Origin of the sequence: Shewanella sp. FJAT-52076, from assembly GCF_019457455.1 — a bacterium.
GTDB lineage: Bacteria > Pseudomonadota > Gammaproteobacteria > Enterobacterales > Shewanellaceae > Shewanella > Shewanella zhangzhouensis.
Map to the genome: position 1 here is coordinate 1,135,634 of NZ_CP080415.1, position 23,702 is coordinate 1,159,335.

17 protein-coding genes are annotated in these 23,702 nt (G+C 56.1%); 4 read left to right on the forward strand and 13 right to left on the reverse strand.

Annotation, left to right across the window (positions count from 1 at the left end; all coding sequences use genetic code 11):
• The first annotated feature begins 23 nt into the window (after positions 1 to 23).
• The gene (radA, locus tag K0H79_RS04980; RefSeq protein ID WP_220067041.1) at positions 24 to 1,388 is read left to right on the forward strand and encodes a DNA repair protein RadA; all 1,365 of its coding nucleotides are present in this window, start codon (positions 24 to 26) and stop codon (positions 1,386 to 1,388) included.
• Positions 1,389 to 1,420: 32 nt separating this feature from the next.
• Here the strand turns inward: radA and K0H79_RS04985 are convergent, their stop codons facing one another.
• Positions 1,421 to 1,792 (reverse strand): PilZ domain-containing protein, encoded by a 372-nt coding sequence (locus K0H79_RS04985; protein WP_220067042.1) that lies wholly within the window; start codon positions 1,790 to 1,792, stop codon positions 1,421 to 1,423.
• Positions 1,793 to 1,996: 204 nt separating this feature from the next.
• Between K0H79_RS04985 and torR the strand changes: the two genes are divergently transcribed.
• Positions 1,997 to 2,707 carry a two-component system response regulator TorR gene (gene torR, locus K0H79_RS04990; RefSeq protein WP_220067043.1) on the forward strand — a complete coding sequence of 237 codons (711 nt, stop codon included), beginning with the start codon at positions 1,997 to 1,999 and terminating at the stop codon, positions 2,705 to 2,707.
• Here torR and torT read toward each other — a convergent pair.
• The gene (torT, locus tag K0H79_RS04995) at positions 2,697 to 3,734 is read right to left on the reverse strand and encodes a TMAO reductase system periplasmic protein TorT (protein WP_220077521.1); all 1,038 of its coding nucleotides are present in this window, start codon (positions 3,732 to 3,734) and stop codon (positions 2,697 to 2,699) included. The two genes, torR and torT, sit on opposite strands and share 11 nt — an antisense overlap.
• Positions 3,735 to 3,789: 55 nt before the next feature.
• Between torT and torS the strand changes: the two genes are divergently transcribed.
• Positions 3,790 to 6,738 carry a TMAO reductase system sensor histidine kinase/response regulator TorS gene (gene torS / locus K0H79_RS05000; protein WP_220077522.1) on the forward strand — a complete coding sequence of 983 codons (2,949 nt, stop codon included), beginning with the start codon at positions 3,790 to 3,792 and terminating at the stop codon, positions 6,736 to 6,738.
• Positions 6,739 to 6,820: 82 nt separating this feature from the next.
• On the opposite strand, the gene torD is transcribed toward torS, so the two are convergent.
• The 10 genes from torD to K0H79_RS05050 all read right to left on the reverse strand — a co-directional run bounded on the left by torD (position 6,821) and on the right by K0H79_RS05050 (position 21,855).
• A complete protein-coding gene (gene torD, locus K0H79_RS05005) occupies positions 6,821 to 7,504 on the reverse strand; it encodes a molecular chaperone TorD (protein ID WP_220077523.1) in 684 nt (227 codons plus the stop codon).
• Between the two features lie 41 nt (positions 7,505 to 7,545).
• A complete protein-coding gene (gene torA / locus K0H79_RS05010; protein ID WP_220077524.1) occupies positions 7,546 to 10,032 on the reverse strand; it encodes a trimethylamine-N-oxide reductase TorA in 2,487 nt (828 codons plus the stop codon).
• Between the two features lie 14 nt (positions 10,033 to 10,046).
• Complete coding sequence (torC, locus tag K0H79_RS05015) at positions 10,047 to 11,222, reverse strand: pentaheme c-type cytochrome TorC (RefSeq protein ID WP_220077525.1); 1,176 nt, start codon at positions 11,220 to 11,222, stop codon at positions 10,047 to 10,049.
• Positions 11,223 to 11,240: 18 nt separating this feature from the next.
• Positions 11,241 to 11,405, reverse strand: a complete 165-nt coding sequence (locus tag K0H79_RS05020) for a periplasmic nitrate reductase, NapE protein (RefSeq protein WP_220077526.1) — start codon at positions 11,403 to 11,405, stop codon at positions 11,241 to 11,243.
• Between the two features lie 111 nt (positions 11,406 to 11,516).
• Entirely contained in the window at positions 11,517 to 11,939 is a 423-nt protein-coding gene (locus K0H79_RS05025; protein ID WP_220067050.1) for a CBS domain-containing protein, read from the reverse strand.
• Positions 11,940 to 11,975: 36 nt separating this feature from the next.
• Complete coding sequence (locus K0H79_RS05030; protein ID WP_220077527.1) at positions 11,976 to 13,736, reverse strand: GNAT family N-acyltransferase; 1,761 nt, start codon at positions 13,734 to 13,736, stop codon at positions 11,976 to 11,978.
• Positions 13,737 to 13,749: 13 nt separating this feature from the next.
• A complete protein-coding gene (locus tag K0H79_RS05035) occupies positions 13,750 to 14,598 on the reverse strand; it encodes a UDP-2,3-diacylglucosamine diphosphatase (RefSeq protein WP_220067052.1) in 849 nt (282 codons plus the stop codon).
• Between the two features lie 100 nt (positions 14,599 to 14,698).
• A complete protein-coding gene (locus K0H79_RS05040; RefSeq protein WP_220077528.1) occupies positions 14,699 to 18,451 on the reverse strand; it encodes a two-component regulator propeller domain-containing protein in 3,753 nt (1,250 codons plus the stop codon).
• 110 nt (positions 18,452 to 18,561) lie between these two features.
• The gene (locus K0H79_RS05045; protein ID WP_011759110.1) at positions 18,562 to 19,920 is read right to left on the reverse strand and encodes a YjiH family protein; all 1,359 of its coding nucleotides are present in this window, start codon (positions 19,918 to 19,920) and stop codon (positions 18,562 to 18,564) included.
• A gap of 381 nt (positions 19,921 to 20,301) precedes the next feature.
• Positions 20,302 to 21,855, reverse strand: coding sequence for a methyl-accepting chemotaxis protein (locus tag K0H79_RS05050; RefSeq protein WP_220077529.1), 1,554 nt, complete (start codon positions 21,853 to 21,855; stop codon positions 20,302 to 20,304).
• A gap of 319 nt (positions 21,856 to 22,174) precedes the next feature.
• On the opposite strand from K0H79_RS05050, the gene K0H79_RS05055 reads away from it, so the two are divergent.
• Positions 22,175 to 22,879 carry a DUF998 domain-containing protein gene (locus K0H79_RS05055; RefSeq protein WP_220077530.1) on the forward strand — a complete coding sequence of 235 codons (705 nt, stop codon included), beginning with the start codon at positions 22,175 to 22,177 and terminating at the stop codon, positions 22,877 to 22,879.
• Here the strand turns inward: K0H79_RS05055 and K0H79_RS05060 are convergent.
• On the reverse strand, positions 22,863 to 23,699 hold the full coding sequence (locus tag K0H79_RS05060; protein WP_220077531.1) for a U32 family peptidase: 837 nt from the start codon (positions 23,697 to 23,699) through the stop codon (positions 22,863 to 22,865). The two genes, K0H79_RS05055 and K0H79_RS05060, sit on opposite strands and share 17 nt — an antisense overlap.
• Positions 23,700 to 23,702 lie beyond the last annotated feature (3 nt).

The following is a 23,702-nucleotide window of genomic DNA, read 5'->3' on the forward strand; positions in this document are numbered from 1 at the left end:
TTTTATACAGAATTTAGGCAGTTATGGCAAAAAATAAAACCGCGTACGTATGCAATGAGTGTGGTCAGGATTTTCCCCGCTGGCAGGGGCAGTGCAGCGCCTGTCTGGAATGGAATTCCATTACCGAAGTGCGACTTGGCGCCGCCACTACGACCCGCAGCAGCCGTTTCAGCGGATATGCAGGCGCCGGGGCATCTGAGGTTAAAACCCTTGACCAAATCGATTTGAATGAGCTGCCCCGAATCCCGAGCTCCTTTACCGAATTTGACCGGGTTCTGGGCGGCGGCATAGTGCCCGGCAGCGCCATCCTGATTGGTGGCCATCCGGGGGCGGGTAAGAGCACGTTGTTATTGCAGACCCTGTGTCAGTTGGCGGAAGTCATGCCGGCGCTCTATGTTACCGGCGAAGAGTCGCTGCAGCAGGTGGCCATGCGGGCCCATCGCCTGGGGCTGCCGACCTCCAAATTAAAGATGCTCTCAGAAACCAGTGTCGAAACCCTCTGTGACATCGCCCTTAAAGAACAGCCAAAGCTGATAGTGGTGGACTCCATTCAGGTGATGCACATGAGTGATGTGCAGTCCTCCCCGGGCAGTGTGGCACAGGTGCGTGAATCAGCTTCATTCCTTACCCGGTTTGCCAAGCAAAACGGTATCGCCGTTATCATGGTCGGCCATGTTACCAAGGATGGCAGCCTCGCTGGCCCCAAGGTGCTGGAGCACTGTATCGACTGCTCAGTCATGTTTGAAGGTGACTCCGACAGCCGCTACCGCACCCTGCGATCCCATAAAAACCGCTTTGGTGCCATCAACGAGCTTGGGGTATTCGCCATGACTGAGCGGGGCCTTAAAGAAGTGGCTAACCCATCGGCGATTTTCCTCTCTCGCGGAGAAGAGGCTTCCAGTGGCTCTCTGGTCATGGTGGTCTGGGAAGGCACACGGCCACTGCTGGTGGAACTGCAGGTGCTGGTGGACAACTCGGCACTCTCCAATCCGCGGCGGGTGGCGGTGGGGATGGATGCCAACCGTCTGGCCATGTTATTGGCGGTCATGCATCGCCATGGCGGCCTGCAGATGTCGGATCAGGACGTGTTTGTGAACGTGGTTGGCGGTGTGAAGGTGACTGAAACCAGTGCCGACCTGACTTTGCTGCTGGCCATGGTGTCCAGTTTCCGTGGAGAAGTCTTGCCTCGGGATCTGGTGGCCTTTGGTGAAGTGGGGCTCTCGGGCGAAATTCGGCCCGTGCCCAACGGCCAGGAACGATTGGTGGAAGCGGCCAAACACGGCTTTAAACGGGCGATAGTGCCCAAAGCCAATATGCCGAAAAAGCCGCCAGAGGGCATGGAAGTGATAGGCGTGTCAAAGCTCGCTGAAGCCTTGGCAGCCCTTTAAACCAAAGTGCAAATCATATGAAAAAGGGGACATCAGTCCCCTTTTTCATGGCTTTCGATAAAGTGTTCCAACTCCCGGTTAAGCAGGGATGCATCCCCCAGATTCAGCTCCACCATGCGTCTTAGGTGGCTGATACTCTCCACATCGATATGTTCGCATTTAAGCCCAATCATCCCGGGTTTTCGATGGGCTATAAGGGTTTGCATCTGCACTTCCACATCTGACTCTGGGAGCGAGAATGCCAGTGAAAGACTGTTACCCGGAGGGGAGAAATCATCGGGTGACACGACCAGAGCACCATTGAGACTCAAGTCCAGAATACGGGTTTTCCAGACCTGGGAATCGGTAAACAGCCGGGCCTCGGTATCAAACAGAATTCGGGAGAACTTACGCCTCTCGTCCATGGTGTGTCCTTTTGGCTGGCCGCTGAAACTTGTTTAAGCATAAAACATGCGGTACTTGCTGTAAAAGTGCAAGCCCACTTTTACGTATGATATCCGTTATTTCAGCATTGGGGTTGCAAGCGGGATCTCAGTTCTTTCGCCCTGAATGTGAAATATGAAAAATTATGAATATACTGGTGCCATTCAAGTTCCCGGAGATACCCCATGGCCTACACAGTTTTGGTCGTCGATGATGAGGCGGTTATTCGCACCCGCCTCAAAGGCTATTTCAGCAAGGAAGGTTATCGGGTGCTGGAGGCCGCCGATGGCGATGACATGTGGCAGCAACTGGCGCTGGCCCATGTGGATTTGATTATGCTGGATATCAATCTGCCGGGAACCGACGGTCTGTCGCTGACCCGGGAGCTGAGAAGTCGCTCTGAGGTGGGCATCATTCTGGTGAGTGGCCGGGATGAAACCGTCGATAGAATCGTGGGCCTTGAAATGGGCGCCGATGACTATGTCACCAAGCCCTTTGAGCTGAGAGAATTGTTGGTGCGGGTGAAAAATCTGCTGTGGCGTATTTCCCTGGTCACCAAGGCAAAACAGCAGGCAGTGGCCGCCATGGATGAGGGCGACGACAGAATCGAGTTCGACGATTATGTGCTTGAGCTTGGCAGTCGCAAGTTGTCCCGGGGAGACGAAGTTATCAAGCTCACCAAGGCGGAATTCGAGCTGCTGGTGGCCTTTGCGCTGCACCCACGGCAGGTGTTGTCGCGGGAGCGTTTAATGCAGCAAACCAGCCATCGCAGCGAGGATGCCAACGACCGCACCATAGATGTGATTATCCGCCGCCTGCGTGGCAAGCTGACCCCAGAGCTGTTTGTGACTGTTCACGGTGAAGGCTATCTCTTTGCTGCCAGTGTCAGGGATTAAAGCGGTAAACCGGATAGAACTCGGCAGGGGGCAATGAATCCGTCAGCGCTGCTGCATCGCTGTTGTCGGCGGTTCTGACCACAATCGCCGGCCCTATATCGCCAAAGGCAGATTCGCCCTGCAATTGCCTAACCGCCAATTCCACCGCCACCATGCCCTGCAATACCACCTTGTCGTCACAGGCCGCAACGATTTTGCTGCGCTGCAGCGCGCGGGCAATGGCCGGAGAGAAGTAACTAGCTCCCAGCACTATGGGATAGGATGGCGGGGATTGGCCGAACTGATTGACCGCTACTTCAATGGCCACGGCGCTGCCCACAATGGCGTCGGGACGGCTCGATTCCAGCAGTTGCTGCAGTTGTTCCCGCTGCAGATGGCGGTTGTTGTCGGCGTGGCGAATGGCGCCGATACTGAGCTTGCTGCCACTGATACTCTGCCCAATGCCCTGCTCAACCAGGTCGGTTCCGCCCACAGACTCGGGGCCGGCGAGCAGCGCCAGACTGGCCTCTGATGTGAACTGGCTTTTGATGGCATTGCCGATAAGGCTGCCCATTTGATACCAGTTCACGCCGATATGAGTGCCCACCCGGGGATCATCCAGCTTGTTCACCAGTGCCAGTACCGGCTTATTCAGTTCACCGGGTAAGTCTTTGAGCAAATGAGGGGTAACGGCGCCCAGCAGCACAGCATCAAACTCGCCACGTAAACAATGCGCCAACTGGGCCTGCTGGCGGTCGTGATTGGGATAGCCACCGGCTTCGAACATCTCAAAGCTGACACCGAGTTTCTTGGCCTGAGTCGCGAGGCCATAGTTAATGCCAATCCAATAAGCATCCTTTAAGTGGGGCACCAGCACACACAGCTTCCAGGGCGTTTGGGCGCGGTCAAGGGGCGTCAGCATCAGCGCCTTGCTTTGCTGCTCGATGGCGTTGAAGGGCGTGCGCTGCTCAAGTGGCCATGGGGTGGCCTTGGCGGTTGAAATTCCCAGCGCTATCAAGAGTAAAAAGATCCTGGGGCTTATGTTCACGGCAAGAGTTCCGTAAGATGATCACAGCCGAAGTGTACCAGCTATAGGTGAGCCTGTGACCCCTCCTTCATTGTCCTTCTCCAGTCTGTCCGGACGCCTCATTCTGGCCTTCGTGCTGCTGGCCGCCTTGTTGCTGTTACTGGTGAGCTTAGGTTCGGTGAGCCTGCAATGGGTAAAACAGGCCGACCATATGCTCTACGAGCGATCGTTACCTGCATCAGACGCGGCGAGGGAGTTGGTACAGTCTGCCGCGGCGCTCACCGAAAACACCCAGCTGCTGGCCAGAGTCAGCGAAGAAAATCAGCGGGAGTTAATTGGCCGTAAGCTGTCCATTGAGACCAGCAATCTGCTGAGCGCCGCCGAGACGCTTAAAAGCCTTGGGGTAGATACCGCCGTGGACGCCCCCAGTACCCTGGGGCGTGACTCGGGTGAAATTGTGTCGGCCCTTGCCGAGCTTGGCAACAGGGTCGGGCGAAAGCTTGAGCTGCACGACACCCTGACCCTGCAGGCCAAGACCCTCGCCCTTGCCAGCGCCCATGCCCGTGAGCTGGTACAGGCAGAGCTGGCGGTGGTGGATGCCGCCATTCTGGCGAAACTCAGCCAGGCGTACCCGCAGCAGGCAGGTCAGGGCCGCAGCGCCCGTTTGCTCGATGACATCATAGAAACAGAGCTTGATATTCAAAGCCAGTTGCAGCGCGCTCTGTCACTTATCAACCGTATTGCGCTGGTGGCCGAGCTCGCCGATGAAGGCACAGACTCGGGGCTGCCCCTGGGTGATATTCTCGGTGAGGGCGCTGCGGATAGCTCAGCTGATGGCGCGCTGGAAAGCGGCCTTTGGCCACTCAAGCGCGTCAGCCAGCTGGTGCGTGATCCTGTGCGTCAGGCCTCCCTCGAAGAAGAAACCCGGCGTTTGCTGGGGGTGGGTGAGATGCTGAAACTCAGAGCCGAGTTTCTGACCGCCAGCCGCTCGGTTAACTCCTTGCAACAGCTGCTGCAGGATAAGCTGTTTGGTCTCAGTCAGCGCCTCGACAGGGCGCTGCAAACCCAGAGTGCCAAAGCGCTGGAGGCCCGCCAAGACTATCTGCGTCAGCTCTCCTGGGCGGGCATTGGGCTGTGGGGAACCGGCCTTGCCATGTTGCTGCTTATTCTGCTGGTGTCGTACCGGGTGATTTACAAAGGCATAGCAGTGCGCCTCGGGGAAGCCACTGCCGCCATGCACAGTTTGGCGAGGGGCAATACCGATATCAGTCTCGACCCCCAGGGCGACGATGAGCTGACCGCCATGGCAGAAGCCATTGAGGCCTTTAAAGCCAAAACCATTCGTAATCAGGAACTGGCGGGCGAACTGCGGGAAAGTGCCCGTGAGCTTGCCAGCCATAAGGCGGCGCTGGAAGTGAAGGTGATAGAGCGCACCGCCGAGCTTGCCAGTGCCCGGGAGGCGGCGGAGAGCGCTAGTCAGGCCAAGAGCCGCTTCCTTGCCACCATGAGCCATGAAATTCGCACGCCGCTTAATGGGTTAATGGGCACTCTGGAGCTGCTCGATAAGGATAAAAGCCTTACCGAGCCACAGCATCAGTTACTGGGGCTGTCGCGTTACAGCGCGGTGCTGCTGCAGACCCTATTATCAGACATTCTCGATTTCTCGCGGCTTGAAAAAGGTGAGCTTAAGGCTCAGCCCTCGCCTGTGGATTTCCCCCGGCTGCTGGATGAGGTGATGAGTGTGATGCTGGCCGGTGCCAGCCTTGCCGGGCTCAGGCTCGAGTTGTTGGCGCCCGATGTGCCGCAATACGTGAGCCTCGATGGCCCAAAACTCAGGCAGGTGCTGTTAAACCTGCTTGGCAATGCCATTAAGTTTACTCAGCGTGGAACTGTTGTGTTACGGGTGAGCACCGAGGGGCAAAGGCTTCATTTCAGTGTGACCGACACAGGTGTGGGGATGGATGATGCGACCCGGCAACGGCTTTTTATCCCCTATGAAACCGGTGATGTGCAGGGCAGGGTCCGAGGTACCGGCCTTGGACTTGCCATCAGCCGTGAACTGGTGTGGCTGATGTCCGCAGCGGACCAGGAGCCTTGCTGCGGCAATGAGGGCGGTATTCGGGTTGAAAGTGAGCTGGGCGTTGGCAGTTGCTTCAGTTTCAGTCTGCCGCTGGTTCACTGCAATGCCCCGACCGAGCCTGAAGCGCAATCCTTCGTTGCCGTGCCGCCCAGGCGGGTGCTGCTGGTGGAAGACAATCAGGTGAATGCGCTGGTGGCCCGTGGCTATCTCGCTACCCTGGGCCACGAGGCATGCTGGGCGTGGGATTTGGCCGAGGCGCGGCGACTGCTTGCATCGGAGCGTTTCGATGCCCTGATGCTGGATATGCAACTTCCCGATGGTGATGGTCAGAGCCTGTTACCATCGCTGCCAGAGGGCATTTTGGTCGCGGCTTTTACCGCTCAGGTTGATATTGATGCGGTGGCAGGCTATCAGCAGGCGGGCATAGAGACAGTGCTTGCCAAGCCGCTTAATCTGGCGGCGCTGGGCAATTGGCTGGGGGATGCCTCACAGACGCAAGCGTCGCTGACACAAGTGAAGCAGACACAAGTGAAACAGATACAAGCGCCATCTGTCAGCGGGGCGCAAGCCTTGACCACTGGCTCTGAGGCGTTGAGCTGCGATTTGCTAAACACCGCGCAGCTTAAGCTCGATTTGGATATTCTCGGCCGCGAGACCCTGGATGAAATGGCGCAGCAGTTTCACTCATCAAGTGAAGAGCAGTTTGCGGCCTTTGAACGGGGCGTGGACTGGCATGAGTGTCAAACACGCCTGCATGCGCTAAAAGGCGCCAGTGCCAGCATGGGTTTGGAGGCGCTGGCACAGGCAGCGGCTGAGCTGGAAAAGGCGCTCCAGCGCAGCGAGATAACGGAAAGTGAGTGGCAAGAAAAACGCCTGCCAGAACTCAGGGAACTTTGGCAGGCGTCGTTGCAGGCGCTGACGGATTGGCTCAACGCCATCGATTGATTAAGCTCAGTGATCAGCGACTGACTCAATGGTCAGCGGCAGACCCGCGGCAGACCATCGCGACTGAACAGAGATATGCGGGTCAGCCCCGCAATATCTCAGCATCGAGCTTTGCCCACGCGAGGGTAAAGTCGCCAAGGGCACCGTAGAGTGGGCTGGCAAGCTTAAGCCTGCCAAGCCTTGCATTAAACTCTGGCAGCCAGCTTAAAATGGCGCTTTCAAGAAACGCCCGCTGACTCTCAGCGCTTGCCTGCTCACAAAGGTGCGCCATTAAGGCAAGGATCACCGCTAGGTGGTCGCTTGGCTCACGAAAATCATCCGCAAGCCCAAGACCTGCCGAGCGCAGATAATCACTCATCAGCTGATGCTTCTCGCCGTAGAGGCTGCGCTCGGTTTTATCCTGGGCAGCTTTATCATGACCATCCGTCTCATTCTCCGCTTTTTCGCCAGCATCACCAAGATACAGGCTTGCGTAGGGCGCGGCGCAGTGCTCGGCATTTTGCAAAAAGGCGCTGCAGAAATCCGCGGCAAGCTCGAGGCGGGCATTGTTGTCCTGAGCCTGGCTGGCTTCAATCAGGGCCTTCTGGATTTGCGCGGCGGCCGCCTCAAGCTCGGCGTCCCCGGCAAATGCCTGCCAAAGATCTGAGCCTGCAAGTTCAGTGATGCGCTCAGCGCTTAACTCTTTGGCAAAGAGTGAGCTTAAGAGCTGCCACACAGAGGCGCGCACGGCATTCATGTCGCCAGCGTTCATGTCGTGCGCGGCCATGCCGTAATCTGTTTCTACAAGCGAAGAGTGAGACGTTTTCATTACAGTGTTACCTCCACAGGGCCTGTGAACGAACTGACTTCGGGCAGTTTGCCTTCAAACTTCTCAAAGTCCACCAGACAGGTGTAGGCCGCACAGGCCTGGGCCAGTTTGGAAGTGCCAATGTCCATGGTCAGGGTGTTTGGGTCACCGTAGGAGCAAAGGGCGCCGATTTCGCTGCCGCCTTCTTTACTGCCATCCTTACCCACCGGGCCGTACCAGGCGCCTTCGTGGATACGGATAACCCCTTTGGGGAAGCGCTTGGAAATCACCGCACCGGCCAAGAGCTGCCCGCGGTCATTGAATACCCGAACAATATCACCGTCTTTTACGCCACGGGCCCTGGCATCCTCGGGGCTGATGTACACCGGCTCGCGGCCCTTGACTGTGTAAGTGGCACGGTACGCTTCGCTTTCGCACATCTGTGAGTGCAGGCGCTGATCCGGGTGGCAGGATTGCAGCCAAAGTGGGTGCTTGTCGCTGCCGGGCCCACCGTGGCTGCGCTCCTTTTTCTCCATCCACATGGGGTGGCCGGGGCAGTCATCGTAGTTAAAGGCAGCAATCTTGCGGCTGAAAATCTCAATCAGGCCCGATGGGGTGCCCAGCGGATTGATTTCTGGGTCGGCACGGAAATCCGCATGGCGGGTCCACTCTTCACCCTCACCAAAGTGCACATAACCTTCTTTCCAGAAGGTAGCGAAATCCGGCATTGGGTACTTGGCTTTATTGGCCTCACGGCACTCGTTGTACAGGTGCTCAATCCACTGCATTTCGTTCATGCCGCGGGTGTACTCCTGCTCGCGGCCGAGGATGGCGGCAAAACGGGTGAATATTTCAAAATCGGACAGACTGTCGAACAGCGGCTCCACCATCTTGTGCATCGCCAGAATGCCGCGGTTGGCGTAGCTGCCGTACACGTCGATATCGTTGCGCTCAAGCGTGGTGCAGGCGGGCAGCACTATATCACTGAAGCGGGCGGTGGCGGTCCAGTTAACATCGACTGTGACCACTGCTTCCAGTTTCTGGAACGCCTGCTTCATGCGGTTTCTGTCCTGATGGTGGTTCCAGGGGTTGTTGCCCGAGAACACCATCATCTTGATATCGGGGAAGGTCACCCGGCTGCCGTTGGCGTCGATGGTTTTGCCGGGCTCAAGGATGGCATCCACCCAGCGCGCCACCGGAATGGTGCTGCTGGCGCCTTTGAAGTCGTTGCTGTCAAACAGCGGCTTTTTGCCTTCATCGAGGTTACGGGGGAAGGCGCCGGGGGCCGCCGCCGAGGTGGCTGGCACGCCGATGCTGGAGTAGTGGTGGCCATAGCTGATGCCACCGCCGGGCAGACCAATCTGACCTATCATGGTGGCGAGCACCGCCGCCATCCAGTAAGGCTGCTCGCCGTGCTGCTGGCGCTGGATACACCAGCCCATCATGATTTGGGTTCTGTCTTTGGCCATCACTTTGGCGAGGTCGCGAATGGTTGCCGCGCCCACGCCGCAAATGGCTTCGGCCCACTCAGGTGTCTTGGGGGTGTTGTCGGTTTTGCCAAGCAGGTAAGGCAAAAAGTCCTCAAAGCCCAGGCTGTAGCTCTTCACAAATTCGGCATCGTACAGCTTTTGCTGATACAGCTCGTAAGCGATGGCGAGCATCATGGCCACGTCGGTCTGGGGGTTGATATACAGCCGCTCGCAGCCAAGGTAAGCCTGAGTCTTGGTTTCAACAGGGTCGATACTGATAACCCGGATTTCCCCTTTGGCGACTTTTTCTTTCAGCTCAGCCAGATAGCCGAAGGACTCGTGGGTCTCGGCGTTCCAGCCCACCTGCAGGTTTTTCACAGGATCGTTTGACCACAAAATCAGGGTCTTGGTGTTTTTAAGGATAAGCGGCCAGGAGGTACCCTGGGCATACACCTCGGTGGAGCCCAGCACATAAGGCAGAATGGTTTGGCCTGCGCCGGTGGAGTAGTCGCCCACCTTTTTGACGAAGTTGCCGTGCATGCTCACCGCGCGCTGCATATGGCTGGTGGACGAGTGCAGCTGGCCGGTGGCGCGCCAGCCAGTTTGACCGGCATGCAGGCCGCTTGGGCCGTATTTGGTCTGGATTTCATCCAGCGACTCTTTAAAGAGCTGCAGCGCTTCATCCCATGTCACCCGCACAAAGCGGAAGTCGCCTCGCTCGGCGGTATTGCTCTTGCGGCCGTTCTTGTAAAAGTCGAGCCTGACCATGGGGTAGCGAATACGGGATGGGTTGTATACCAGGCCCTTGATACCCTTAATCATATCTGTTGGATACTTGTCGAGCTCGAAGGGTTTGACCTCGGCAATCACGCCGTTTTTACGGCGAATTTTAAAGGCGCCGAAGTGACTGCCGGTAGTAAGCCACTCGTCACGGCCGCGGGGCGCGGCCAGCGCGTTCAATGGGCTCAGCAGGCTGGTGCCGCCAATGGCCATACAGGAGGCTGACATCAGGCCTTTCAAAAAATCACGTCTTTTCATCTGACTGTCTCCCCTTAGTGGGCATCTTTGTTAAAGGTGGCTGAGTGTTCCTGCAGGTACTTCTGTACCAGTGCCTGGGTGTCCTGATCCATGTTGACGAAGGCCAACATGCCCTGGAACATACCCGGCCAGGTGTTGGCATCGAAGTGCGCTTCGTCTGGCTGGGTGTGGCACACGCTGCAGCTGCTGCTGTAGGTGGTTTTGGCGTAGCTCCACAGCGGGGCAATGTCGCCAAGCAGGTAGTCGGCGTCTGTCCAGATGTCGGCTTCAACCCGCTCCCACATCAGGCCCGTCATGGGGTCCTGTTTTTCTTCAAAGGTGCGGATAAGGTCTGGCGTTTTGGCGGCATCCAGCGACAGCTGAGCCGAGAGGATATTCACCCCAAAGTCGAAGTAAATCACCCGGCCTGCGCCCACGCGCTTGCGCCAGCCTTCGATGGCCACTTTTACGCGCTTGCCGCTGGTTTCCAGCACCTTGACCCTGGTGGCCACGTTCAGAGTGCCCGCTTCTTCGGCGGTGGTGGCATCAAGATACAAAGGCTTGGTCAGGGCGCTGAAGTAGCTTTCGCCCACGTTTGGGGTGACGCCGCTGCCCACTTCGGCAATCAGCTCAGGGGCGCGGGCGGTGCCCATATCTGGCAGCTTGTGGGCAATGCCCTTGTGGCAATCGATACAGGACTGGTCGATTTCGGCGGCGCGTTTCATTTGCTTTTGCGCCAGCGGTGACATGGTGTTCCACTTCATCGACTTGTAGTCGTGGCAGTTTTTACAGGCAAGGCTGTTGTCTCTATCGAAACGTTTCCACTCACGGCTCGCCATCTCAAGACGCTTGGCCTCAAACTTTTCGTCGGTATTCACGGTCTGGAACAGCCAGCCCCACACATCGTGGGATGCTTCCATCTTGCGGGCGATTTTACGGCTCCAGTCGTGGGGCACGTGGCAGTCGGGGCAGGTGGCACGCACGCCGGAGTGATTTGACCAATGCACAGTCTGTTGCAGCTCCTGATAGGGCTTGCTTTCCATGCTGTGGCAGCTGATACAAAACTCTTCGGTGTTGGTGGCTTCCAGTGCGGTGTTAAAGCCGCCCCAGAACACGATACCCATGATAAAGGCGCTGATGGCAATAAAGCCCAGACTCAGGCTGAGTGCGGGCTTACCGAGGGTTTGCCGGATAGAAGAGAACCATTTCATATGCAATATCCTCGAAAATCAGTGGGGCGCAACGCCGGTGACGGCCTGGTAAATCCAGAGCGCCAAACCGTAGAGGCTGATGAAGGTGACGGTAAGTGCCGGAAAAAGCAGAAAAACAATAAAGCCTAAGCCCTTAAGCTCCCGGCTTCTGCTCTCCTTGGGGGATTGAGTGGGGTGTGACATGGACGCATCTCCGTTTCTTTGATGCGTCCAATATAAAAAAAGGATGTGAATGGCCTTGCGGGCGGGCGTGAATGGCTTTTGATAAATTATGTAAAAATATGAACAGAATGCTCAGGGGCGGTGACCAAGGTGGCTGTAGGCCCTGAGCAAATCCCTCCAGGTGATGATGCCGACGAGCTTGCCGTCTTCCAGCACCGGCAGCGAACCAATGCCGAACTCCAGCATCAGTAAACTGGCGTCATCCAATGATTTATGGGGGGCTATGGTCACAGGATCGCGGGTCATGACCTGATGCACCCGCTTTTGCAGGGTTTCCTGATCGCGGGTGGTTTCGCCAATAGCGCCGAGATGGGGACTGATGGCCCGCAGCAGATCCCGCTCCGACAGCATGCCGCTGAGGCTGCCGTCCTCATCCACCACAGGCAGGTGATGAAAACTCGCCTGATCAAAGATTTCCTTTGCCAGCACCAGACGGTCGTCCATTTCGATGGTCACCAGGCGGGTGATCATAATATCGGCAATCAAGAGTTCCATAACCTGCCCCAGAGAAATCCTGTTTCTCTAGGTATATCAGACTCCTTCGTCCTCTGCGAGCACCGGCTGGGCATTTTCTGGCCTGTGTACGCCCAAATATCGCTCGCGTTTTTTATCTTTCAGGCGGGTCAGATCCACTGTCACCAGCCCATCGACACAGTGACCAAAGTCCGGGTCAACACTGAATGCGGCAAAGGAAACGCCGCCTTCATGGCAGAGTTCTGTGTACTGTTTGTAGAGGGTGGGCACGGCTACGCCCATGCCAGACAGCGTATGCTTCAGGCGTTTAAAGGCATCCTCAATGGGCAATCCCTCATACAGCTCGTCAAGCTCGCGCCGACGCTCATCAGACAGTCTGAATGCCTGTTTCGGGGTTGCCAGTTGGGTGTTGGCACCGTAATAACGGCCATAAAAATCCACCAGCATTTCTCTGGCTGCCAGGGGTAACTGGCCACTGATGGAAACCGGGCCGAACAAATAGCGATATTGCGGGTTGCGGGCGAGGAAGGCGCCGATACCAAACCAGAGGTAGTCCAGACTGCGTTTGCCCCAGTACCTTGGCTGCACGAAACTGCGGCCCAGCTCCAGCCCCTCGGCAAAGCAGGGGGCAAAGGCATCCGTGTAATCAAACAGGCTTTGGCTGTAGAGGCTGTTGACGCCCAGCTCTTGATGCAGCTTGCCGGCACTGGCAAAACGGTACGCGCCCACCACTTCCAGCGCCTCTTTGTCCCACAGCACCAGATGCAGGTAGTGGCTGTCGAAGGCATCTATGTCACGGCGCTTGCCTGTACCTTCGCCCACGGCCCTGAAGGCCTGCTCCCGCAAACGGCCAATCTCGCGCATGATGGGGTTTGAGCCCTGATGCTGGTACAGGTAAATGGCTTTTCCATCCTGGGTGGACCCCAAATGCTCGCAGGCGCCAAGCGCCGCTTTTAACTCGGCGCGGCACTCGGGGCGGGCAATGGGACTTTGGGTTTTGAACAGTGGCGGGCGGTTTTTACCGATGCGATACAGGTGGTTTTTCAGCAGCGTGACTTTGGTTTTGAGGTCAAAGTCCTTTGCCTTGAGCGCGTCCAGGGCGATGAGTTCACCAATGCGGATGGGCATGGTGCGCTGTTTTTGGCGGAACATTTCTTTCACCAGCAGTAGGGTGGAAAGGGGTTTGTAAATCATGGAGGTGCCGTAGAAAGTGGCCGAGTTGCGGGCATCGGCAAACATGGGAAGCAGCGGCGCATCACAGGCCTGGGCGATTTTCAAAAATCCGCTTTGCCACTGGGTGTCCCTGACGCCATTGGGGCGCAGTCGGGAGACTTCGCCAGCGGGGAAAATAAGCAGGGCGCCGTCGTTTTGCAGGTGGCGATGAATGGCTTCCAAGTGCTGTTTTGGGGTGCCACCGCCCATGTTGCGCACTGGCAACAGTATGGGATGGAGTGGCTCGATGGCCATCAGGATTTCGTTGGCCACCACCTTGATGTCGGGGCGAATTTCACCAACGAGCTTTATCATCGCCAGCGCGTCCAGTGAGCCGATGGGGTGATTGGCAAAAATCACCACCCGGCCTTTGGCCGGAATATTATCCAGGTCGCTGTCGGGCACGGTAAAGCTGAAGTTGAGGGTTTCCAGCACGGCACCGGCAAAATCGACACCCTGCATAAAGGCAAATTCGGCGGCAATGCGGTTGCATTCTTCTTCGTGGAGTAAAAAACGCAGGGCCGCCGATACAGGGCGTTTCAACCAGCGGCTTGCCGAGATACCGGGCAAGCGGGTGTCTATCAGATTATCTACGGTAAAAATCATATCAGGTCCTGTTTCAGGCAACCCTTACGCGGGCCTTGCTTGTGTTGTTGAGCAGCACTTCCTGCTCCAGCTCCAGCCGGTGTTCGGCGTGGTTCCACCTGAGCAGTTGGAAGTTTCCCTGGGGTGTTTCGGCAATCAGGGTGGTGTTTTCCACCCAGTCACCTGTGTTGGCATAAATCAATGGTCCCTGCTCGATAAGCGCAGGCTGGTGGATATGGCCACACACCAGCATGTCTGCTCCCTGGCGGGCACAGTGCTTGAGGGCGACTTCACGGTACTTGCTGATGGCGGCCTGTGCCTTGCTGACCCTGGCTTTGATGTAACCGGCCAGGGACCAATAGGGGTAACCCAGCAATTTGCGACAGCGGTGCAGTGCCCGGTTGAGCCACAGCAGCAGGTCATAGAGGTTGTCGCCGAGACGGGCGTGGAAACGGCCTATGGCTATCTCGGCATCAAAATCGTCGCCGTGAATAGTCAGTACGTCCAGCCCGGTGCGGCTGTGGTGTCTGTGACTGCGCTCGATGTGAATGCCACGAAAGCTGATGCCATGAAAGCGGCGAAACCACTCGTCATGATTTCCGGGCACGTAGACGATATCTGTGCCTTGCTCAGCCAGTGACAGCAGCAGCTCCAGCAATTGTCTGTGGCTTTCTGGCCAAAAACTGCGGCGCTTGAGGGCCCAGAGATCGACGATATCGCCGGCGAGAATGAGTTTGTCGTAATGGTAGGATGAAAGCAGGCTAAGGAGGGGACCGGCCTGGCAGTCGGGTGTACCCAGGTGTACATCCGAAATCCACAGGCAGCGAAAGTGTCCCAGTGCTCCGCGGCGCTGTGTGGCAGAAGCGGCTTTATTGGTGTCCATATCGGCTCCAAACCCTTGGGATGCTTACAGCCTAAGGAAAGGGTTTGACCGACAAATGACAGCCCTGTGACTTTCTGATGACAGGCTATCTGCTGACAGCTCACTGAGGGCGGGTCAGCTCCATGCTTTTGGGCAGGCGAATGATGAAATGGGCACCCTGATTGGGGGCGGTAATCAGTTCGATGTCGCCTTCAAGCACCTGATGAACCAGGTTGTAAACGATATTCATGCCAAGGCCGCTGCCGCCCTTGCCGCGTTTGGTGGTGAAGAATGGTGTGAAGATATTGTCCTGGATTTCCTGACTCATACCGCAGCCATCATCACGGTAATCCAGCACTATGCCCTCAAGGGTTCGCTTGATGGTAAGCCGCAGGGTACCGCTGCGGCCATCCGGGTAGGCGTGAACAATGGAGTTGTTAAACAAGTTGCTGATAATTTGATAGAAAATGCCGGGGTTGCTGTTCACCAATAACTGAGGATCGCACTCGTAGCTGTAGTTGTGAGGGGTACGGGATAACAAGGGATTGAGGGACAGAAATATCTCATCCACGTATTGGCTTAAGTCGAACTCCCGCAGCTCTTCATGGGACTGGTCGACCGATACCTTTTTGAAGCTGCTGATGAGCTTGGCCGCCCGCTCCAGATTGGTGAGCATCAGCTTGCAGCAGTCATTCACTTCACTCTGGTACAGCACGAAGTCATCTTCATCCACTTCCCCCTTTTCAAAGGCGGCGGTAAATTCTCTCACCCTGTCCTGCAGGTGGGAGGCCGCCGTAACCGAAATGCCGATGGGGGTGTTTACTTCGTGGGTAATACTGGCCACCAGACCGCCGAGGGTGGCCATTTTTTCTTTATCCAAGAGGTCGTCACGGGTTTGGCGAAGTTCCTCAAGCAAAGTATTGAGCTCTTCATTTTTGGCCTGCAGTTCCTGAGTTCTCTCGGTAACCCTTTGTTCCAGCCCGGCATTGAGCTGTCGTAGCGCCTCTTCGGCTTCCTTGAGCCGTTGAATGTTTTTGATGGTGCCCATAATCCGCTCGGGGCGGCCGGTCTGGTCGCGGGAAATGACTTTGCCGTGATTGAGCACCCATAGCCACTGGTCTTCACTTGTTCGGCCACGGTAGCTCACTTCAAATTCATCCAACCCGTGGTAGAGGCACTCATCCATCACAGTTCTGGCGTTGGCGACATCATCGGGATGAATAACCGCCAACAGGGTGTTGGCCAGATTCAGTTCCTGAGGTGGGTAGCTTAAATACGTATTGGAGCGGGTGAGCCGCTGGGCGGCAATCTCCCAATCCCAGAACTCATCGCCACTGCTGGAGAGCGCCTGCTGCAAACGCTGTTCACTGACGGCTATCTTGTCCATGAGTGCCATTTTGGCGCGGTATTTCGACAATTTCATGTACAGCAGTAGCCCCAAAATACCTGTTGCCATAAGTAAATACAGACCATAGGCCCACCAGGTTTGCCATGGCGCGGCTTCGATGGTGATACCCATGGCCGTGATGGGGCTTTGGGCGCCGTCGATATTCCTGGCCCTGACTTCAAATTGGTACTGCCCGGGGCTCAGGCCGGTAAAGGTGGCCTGTTGCAGGTTGTTGTCATTAAACCAGTTGTCATCCAGGCCGAGCATGCGGTACTCGTAGCTGAGTTGGTCGGCATCGGTGAGTGCCGCCGATTGATAGCCAAGGGCAAACAGGCTGTCTGTGTGACTGACCCTCAGTGAGGCCGGTTCACCCTTGCCTGCGGGGGATTGGGGCAAGGCGGCCGGTTGGTTCATTAACATCAGGCTCTGAATCGATGGTGCCCTCGGAGGGGCTCGTCTTGGCAGATCCTCCGGGTGTATATGGTTGAATCCGTTAATCCCGCCAAGGTACAGGCTGTTGTCTCGGTCGAGAAAGGCGGCACCAAAGTTGAATTCGTTGTCCTGCAGGCCATCTTCTTTGGTAAAACTGCGTACCTTGCCAGTACGGGTGTCGATAACACTCAACCCACTGGCGGTACCGGCCCAAAGCCTGTGATGATTATCCAGTATCATCAGATAGACCACATCGCCTATTAACCCCCTGGATTTGTCGATTCTGTCTACGGCCATGGTTTGGGTATCGAGGGAAAATACTCCGTTGTCTGATGCCAGCCATAGCTTGCCATCATCCTCCATATAAATGGAAAACAGATGGTTACTGGGTAAAGCAGGGGTTGAATCCGTGTTGAAGTGCCGGTATTGGCCTTGGGTATCCAGCATAGCGAGGCCGCCGCCGTAGGTGGCTATCCAAAGCGTGCCATCTTTGCTTTGGGCCATACCTGTCACCTGATCTTCCGGCAGCACATTATTATTGCTTCTGTCGATGGCGCTGAACTGGCCACTGTTTACGTCCATGCGCGCCACGCCGCCATCCAGGGTGGTTATCCAAAATTGCTGGTCAGCATCGCGAAACAGGCTGTACAGGGTGTTGCTTGGCAGGCTGGCGTTGTTGCCGGGGGCGTGGCGATATTGCCGGAAACTCTGCCGGTCTTTACTGATAATCACCAGGCCGAGGCCACGGGTGCCTATCCACAGCTGGCCGTCGTCATCTTCCCTGATAAAACTGATAAAGGCCTGTGTCAGCTCAGGCAGAGGCAAATCATGGGGAAGAAACCCCAATATTTCGCCTTCGACAGACTCTTTTGCCCTCAGTAGACCCCCGGTTGAGCCCACCCAGAGTTGTCCCTGACTGTCGCGAAAGAAGCTGCGGATGTCGCTGTTTTGCAGATTATCATTCTCAAAGCTCTGGCCATGGATGTGCCTGAGTTGCCTTGATGGTAACGACAGACGGGCAATTCCGGCACTGCGGGAGCCAATCCACAATTGTTGATCCTCATCCAGCCACAGGCGGGTGAGCGTTTGGTTGCTGAGGCTGCGGTAATCTGCGGGGGAATGTTCGTAGCGCTCAAGCCGCCGGTTGCCAATATCCAGCTCGGCGAGGCCTGCACCAGCGGTTGAAATCCACAGGTGTCCCTGGGTGTCTGTGGTTGAGGGGGCGTTTGCTGTTTCCCCGCTGTGGCGGTGATTACTGTGGCTGTGCTCATCCAGTAAGAGATCGGCAATGGCAACCCGGGTGATGTCTGATGGAAAGAGATTGCTGAAGTCCTCCAGGGAGTCATCCTCCTGACGGTATCGCAGCAGCTCCATTTTTTCGGTGCCAAGCCACAGGTTTCCTGCGGGGTCGGTTGTCATGGCAGAAACCGTTAAGCCTTTAAGCTTATCCGGGCTCGAGGTTTGCCCATCCGGTTTCAGGTGGGAGACACCGCCAGACATGGCAAGCCAAAATCCGCCCCGCCCATCGGCCGTGATACCCAATACGTTACCGCTGCCCGCTATCTTATGGGTCTTGACTACCCGACCTGCATCCGGAGAAAACTCCAGTACGCCCAGTTTATCGGTGGCCAACCACAACGCGCCCGAAGTATCTTCGCTGATGCCAGTGAAACGGACATTGGGAATACCCGCCTCGGCGCCGAACACCCTGAAGGTATCTGTGAGTGGCTGATAGAGGTTAATCCCCGCGTTTTCGGTCAGTAGCCAGAGTTCCCCCTTGGCGGAGAGATGTAAAAAGGAAATATCGTTTGCTGATGGTCCGCTCGGTGCATCGCTCTGGGTATAAATTTTAAAGTGTTTACCGTCGTATCTGTTGAGCCCTGCCTGGGTGGCAATCCACAGATACCCCCGAGAGTCTGTGACCAGATCATTGACGGTATTCATGGACAAGCCGTGTTCGGCTTCCAGGGTTTGAAAGGCGGGTTTATAGCCGTATGCACCGGCGCAAAGCAGTGAGCAACACAGGAGAATGAGGGAGGAAAGAATCAGCTTCACTTACAAAACCCTTTGATTAAGTAGTTAAAGTGTAGAAGCTGAAGACAAAGTTGCGAGCCTGAAAACAAAAACCGGCGCCAGGCGCCGGTTTGTTATGCTCAGGTTCGGGCTCAGAATATCAGGTGAGCCACACCGGCGATGACCGGCAGGGTGACCAGAGTACGCAGAACGAAAATCACGAACAGCTCCGGCAGGTTGACCGGAATGCGTGAACCGATCAGCAGGGCGCCCACTTCGCTCATGTAAATCAGCTGAGTCACAGACAGAGCTGCAATCACAAAGCGGGTCATATCCGATTCGATACTGGCTGCCAGAATCGATGGGATAAACATGTCGGCAAAGCCCACCACGATAGTTTTGGAGGCAGCGGTGGCTTCCGGGATTTGCAGCAGTTCAAGCAGCGGAATAAAAGGCATGCCGAGGTAATCAAAAATCGGTGTGTATTCGGCAATCATCAGCGCCACAGTGCCGATGGCCATGACCACAGGCAAAATCCCCAGCACCATATCGGCGACGTTTTTCACGCCTTCGGTAAAGGTCTCTTTGACGCCACCACTGGCGGCTGCCTTGGCGAGTGCCATGTCATAGCCCCAGGAAAACACACTGTGACCGGCGGGAACCACTTCATCATCGGGATGTCTTGGGGTGCCGTCGATGTAGTTGTCTTTTTTCCAGCAAAGCGGTGGCAGCTTGGGCACTACAATGGCGGCCACAATACCGGCCAGACACACGGTCAGGTAGAAGGGTACAAACAGGGCCTCAAGCTTCACCTGGGAGATCACCACCAGAGAAAAGGTAATGGATACCGCCGAGAAGGTGGTGCCAATGACCGCCGCTTCGCGGGCTGTGTAAAAACGGCCTTCGTACTGTTTGCTGGTGAGCAGAATCCCCACGCTGCCATCACCAAGCCAGGAGGCCATACAGTCGATGGCACAGCGGCCGGGCAGGTTGAACACAGGGCGCATAATTTTGGTTAGCAGTGCACCAAAGAGCTCCAGCAGGCCAAAATTCAGCAGCAGTGGCAGCAGCATACCGGCAAAAATAAACACGCTGAGCAGCACGGGCAAAAGGTCGTTGAGTACCAGCCCCCCGGTATTGCCGGATGTAATGGCTTCAGGGCCTACACCGGCAAAGGTCATCAGGATAAAGGCTGCACCCAGCATACGGATGAAAAACCACATGGGGCTGACGTTGAACAGCGCATTCAAAAAACCGTTTTCGGTAATGAATTTGGGTTTTGCCACCTTGGTGATGAGCGACACCAGGGTAGTCAGAACCACCACCGCCGTCACTATGGCCGTCGCCTTATCACTCAGCGCATGTTGCAGGGCTTTTGAAATAATGGCGATGGGGATGGTGATGGCATCCTGATAGCTGACCGGCGTCATAAACAGCAGCAGCCCTATCAGGGAGGGGACGATAAAGGTCAGTATCGTCTTGATGTTGTGATTTTGTTTTTCTGAAGCCACGGTATTGGCACCTTAAGCTGTTGCGAATAAAGCTCTGTTCCCCACATTCCGTGGTCGAGTCGCAGTTTAACTGTTTTGCGGCCGGTGCATGTCCATGCAGGCCGGAATTTGGCGAGGGGCAAGATTACTCTCTAAGACCTGCGCTGTAAAACGATTCGCCGCCGATATTGTTCAAGTTTGAGCTTGAGCATAGTTATTGACGGTGAATGACTGGATATAGCTTACTCTGGAGTATTGGAAACATCACGTACTAAATCGATATTAATCAGTGTGTTGCCAATGTGTTTTTGAAATGTTTAAAGCAGGTTTCTTGAAAATGGGCAGGCGTTTGTCGCCTGCCCGTGAACCCTTGGGTGTGCCACTCAGTGGATGGCAAATGCCTCAGTGGCCAAAGGTTTGACGAAGGCTGCTGGCCTTATCGGCGCTGGATTGCAGTTCCAGGGTGGCCTTGCCCACCAGACTCATGGCGGCGAGGTTGTCACTGGCGCTGTGGGCAATCTGCTGCAGGTTTTGGTTCATGTCGGCCACCACGGCTTCCTGCTGGGCCGAGGCTACGGCGTTTTGTTCCGCGAAGTCGTGGATTTCGCTTATCTGCACATGAATATCCTGAATGTCATCAACGCTTTGGGCAATGGCATGGGCACAGGCTTCTGCCTCCTGCTGGCTGCGGCCCATCTCTTCGGCCCAGTTCCCCAGCATGGTGAACATCTGCTCGACACTGCGTGAAATACTCATGGTGGACTGCTGGGTGCGGGACGACAGTGCACGCACTTCATCGGCAACCACGGCAAAACCGCGCCCCTGCTCGCCGGCTCTGGCGGCTTCAATGGCCGCATTCAATGCCAGCAGGTTGGTTTGCTCGGCGATGGCATCGATTTCGGACATGGCGCTGGCGACTTTCTCGGCTTCACGATTAAGCCGTTCGGCGTTGCTGGCCGCTTCTGCCACGGCATTGGCAAGGCTTGCAATCCGGACACGTTTTTCAGACATGGCATGGGCATTGTGCTGACACAACTGCTGGGCACCACGAATTTTTTCGGAAGTTTGGCGACTGTTGAGTGCCACTTCGCCTATGGTAGCTGTCATTTCTTCCATGGCGCAGGCCAGTTGCTCCAACTGCCTTTGCTGCATATCGAGGCTGGCCTCGGTTTGTCCGCTGGCGACCACCAGGTTTTCGGCGATGCGCTGTAATTGCAGCGCCTGATCCTGACTGCGACCAAGTACGCCCTGCATGCGTGCCTGCTGGAGCAACAGCTGAAAGTCCAGAATCGAGGAGGTGTCATAGCCGCAATAGACGTGGCGGCTGACCGAGTCGAACTCCTGTTGCAACGCCATCAGGCGGGCAGGAATGCGAAACGCCTCATCGTAGAAAATGGCAAGATTAATCCCCATCAAGAGTGCGCCGGCCACCATCACGCCGGGGCCCCACAGCAAGCCACACACGCCTAAGCCCGTGGTGGCAACCAGGGCGGAAATAATGCGCTTTTGCCCGAGGGAAAGATGGCGTGGCAGGCCCTTTCCCTGCTGCAGACGCTGATAAATACGGGTTGCGCGATTGATCCACTGTGTCTGCGGCATGCGGCGCACCGACTGATAGCCGACGATTTTGCCCGCTTCAAAGATGGGCGACACAAAGGCATCCACCCAATAAAAGCTGCCGTCTTTGGCGCGGTTTTTCACCAGGCCCCGCCAGGACTGTCCGGCTTTGAGCTTACTCCAGAGTTCAGCAAAGGCGTCTGCCGGCATATCCGGATGGCGCACGATATTGTGGGAGTGCCCCACAAGTTCCTGCTCGGTATAACCGCTGATTTGAATAAAGCGTGGGTTGGCGTAGGTGATGACACCACGCAAATCCGTGGTGGAAATCAGCTCGTCATCCTGTTTGAGGCGAATTTCACGTTGGTTGATGGGGCGATGTTTCGACATATTCGACATAGGTACGGCCGTCGGCTCTGGAGGTTATTATGGTTCGGTAAAAGGCGATCAATGTAGCATAAGTAATCCATAATTTGATCAGGGTTTTACTCCGATTTAGGTATAAGTATTAGTCACTTGTTGTTGTGGTTTGATGCCAACGCCTTGGCAGACATGAAACTGGGCTCAGGGGGATATGTTTTACTTTCTCCAGACATGCAGACCGAAATACGGATGTGAGACAGCTAAAAAAATGTCATACGGTTAGCTGTAAAGCCCGGTTTTTATCTGTATGGTAAACAAAGTGATTTTACTATTCTGCCCAAGGATTGGAGACAAGGTGCCCCAGAGCTTTAGCGATACCCCAAGGGGATCTGGCAACAAGTGTCACAAGATATTCCGGCTCGCCAGGCAAATGTTTGCCGTCGGTATGCTGTTGCTGTGCGCGTGTTTACTTGGGGGGGCGCTGGGTTTCAGCTCGGCAGATAATCCGGGGTTGTTCAGCCCCTTCAATCACAACCTTTCAGAGCTTGGCACCTATGGGCTGTCGCCCCTTGCCGTGCTCGCCAATGGCGGTGTCTTCTTCGGTGGCTTGCTGCTGAGTCTGGGCTGCCTGCAGGGGATGCGCACCCAACGCGGTGGCGGCATGCTGGCATGGCTGCTGCTGGCGTTCACCTGGCTGTCTCTGGCCCTGACAGGACTCTTTCCATCGAACGTGTATCATCTGCATACCCTTGCCCTGAAATGGTTTTTTATCCTGGGGCTGGCAGCAAGCCTGTGTTACTGCCTCTATCTTGCGCTACGTCAGGCGCCGGTAACCGGCTTTTGGGCTTTGAGTCTTTGTTTGATGGCCTTGGTGGCAAACAGCGCTTTTTTGCTGTTGCCCAGTCTGGCGCTGGAGAGCCTGCCCTTCAGCAGGCCCTTTTATGAAGAGGCCTATTCCCCCTATCCAAGGCCAGCGTTTTGGTGGCCCGCCACACTGCAATGGTTAAGTCTGGTCACCATGCTGTTGTGGCAAGCCGAGCTCTTCAGACGGCCTGATTAAATCCCGCTTCCCCAAACCAGTATCCATTACATTCATTCCCCGACAGTGGGGTTGAGGTTTCCAGGTTCGGCAGTGACATGCCACTCGGGGAAATCCTGAACCAATCTACACCCATCGCGGCCATATTGTGCCATTCGCTGGCCAGATTCACGCAGGCCGCCGACTGGGTCTGGATGCCGTTGAGTCTGAGCAGCGGCTGAGATTCCTGGGTTTGCACCAACAGCCCCTTGCTGTGGCTCTTGCAGATTATCTGACAACCATCTTTGGCCAGACCATGGTGACGGGCCGTAAAACAGCGAGCCGAGTGGGCAAGTGGTATGTGCCCGTAGCCCAATACCTCTACTTCGGGCCGCGACGCACCCAGTTGGCTCAGCACCTCGGCCAGCCATTCACGGGAAAGCTCCACCGGCATGACAAAGCGCTGCATTCCCCAGTCGGCCAGTTTGCGGATGCTGGCGGCATTGTAGAGGTTGATATGGGGGCCACACACAAAGGGTACAGCGGCTTCGCGGGCATGGTGAACTGCGGCCATGTCGTTGGCTTCGATGATAAACTCGCCATTACTGACCAGTTTTTTAAGCTCGGTCAATTCTCCAGCGGCTTCAATCAATGCCAGGCTGGTGAGCACCACCTCTTTACCGGCATCCCGCAGCTCGCGGGCCAATGTCAGGTAGTCGCTGGTCTTGAGCTCGCGCCTGCGACTGCAGACGGCCTCACCCAGATACACCAATTCGATTCCGCTTTCGGCTATTGCCCGGTAAAACTCAAAAACTTTGGTTTTGTCCCAGCAATAGAGCAGGGGGCCCAGACTGGTTTTCATGTG

Bases quoted from the DNA above. Each gene is read 5' to 3' on its own strand.
- K0H79_RS05025 (WP_220067050.1), bottom strand. From the start codon at position 11,939: ATGGAACTCTTGATTGCCGATATTATGATCACCCGCCTGGTGACCATC.
- torR (WP_220067043.1), top strand. From the start codon at position 1,997: ATGGCCTACACAGTTTTGGTCGTCGATGATGAGGCGGTTATTCGCACC.
- torA (WP_220077524.1), bottom strand. From the start codon at position 10,032: ATGAAAAGACGTGATTTTTTGAAAGGCCTGATGTCAGCCTCCTGTATG.
- torC (WP_220077525.1), bottom strand. From the start codon at position 11,222: ATGAAATGGTTCTCTTCTATCCGGCAAACCCTCGGTAAGCCCGCACTC.
- K0H79_RS05030 (WP_220077527.1), bottom strand. From the start codon at position 13,736: ATGATTTTTACCGTAGATAATCTGATAGACACCCGCTTGCCCGGTATC.
- radA (WP_220067041.1), top strand. From the start codon at position 24: ATGGCAAAAAATAAAACCGCGTACGTATGCAATGAGTGTGGTCAGGAT.
- K0H79_RS04985 (WP_220067042.1), bottom strand. From the start codon at position 1,792: ATGGACGAGAGGCGTAAGTTCTCCCGAATTCTGTTTGATACCGAGGCC.
- K0H79_RS05020 (WP_220077526.1), bottom strand. From the start codon at position 11,405: ATGTCACACCCCACTCAATCCCCCAAGGAGAGCAGAAGCCGGGAGCTT.
- K0H79_RS05060 (WP_220077531.1), bottom strand. From the start codon at position 23,699: ATGAAAACCAGTCTGGGCCCCCTGCTCTATTGCTGGGACAAAACCAAA.
- torD (WP_220077523.1), bottom strand. From the start codon at position 7,504: ATGGCCGCGCACGACATGAACGCTGGCGACATGAATGCCGTGCGCGCC.
- K0H79_RS05050 (WP_220077529.1), bottom strand. From the start codon at position 21,855: ATGTCGAATATGTCGAAACATCGCCCCATCAACCAACGTGAAATTCGC.
- K0H79_RS05035 (WP_220067052.1), bottom strand. From the start codon at position 14,598: ATGGACACCAATAAAGCCGCTTCTGCCACACAGCGCCGCGGAGCACTG.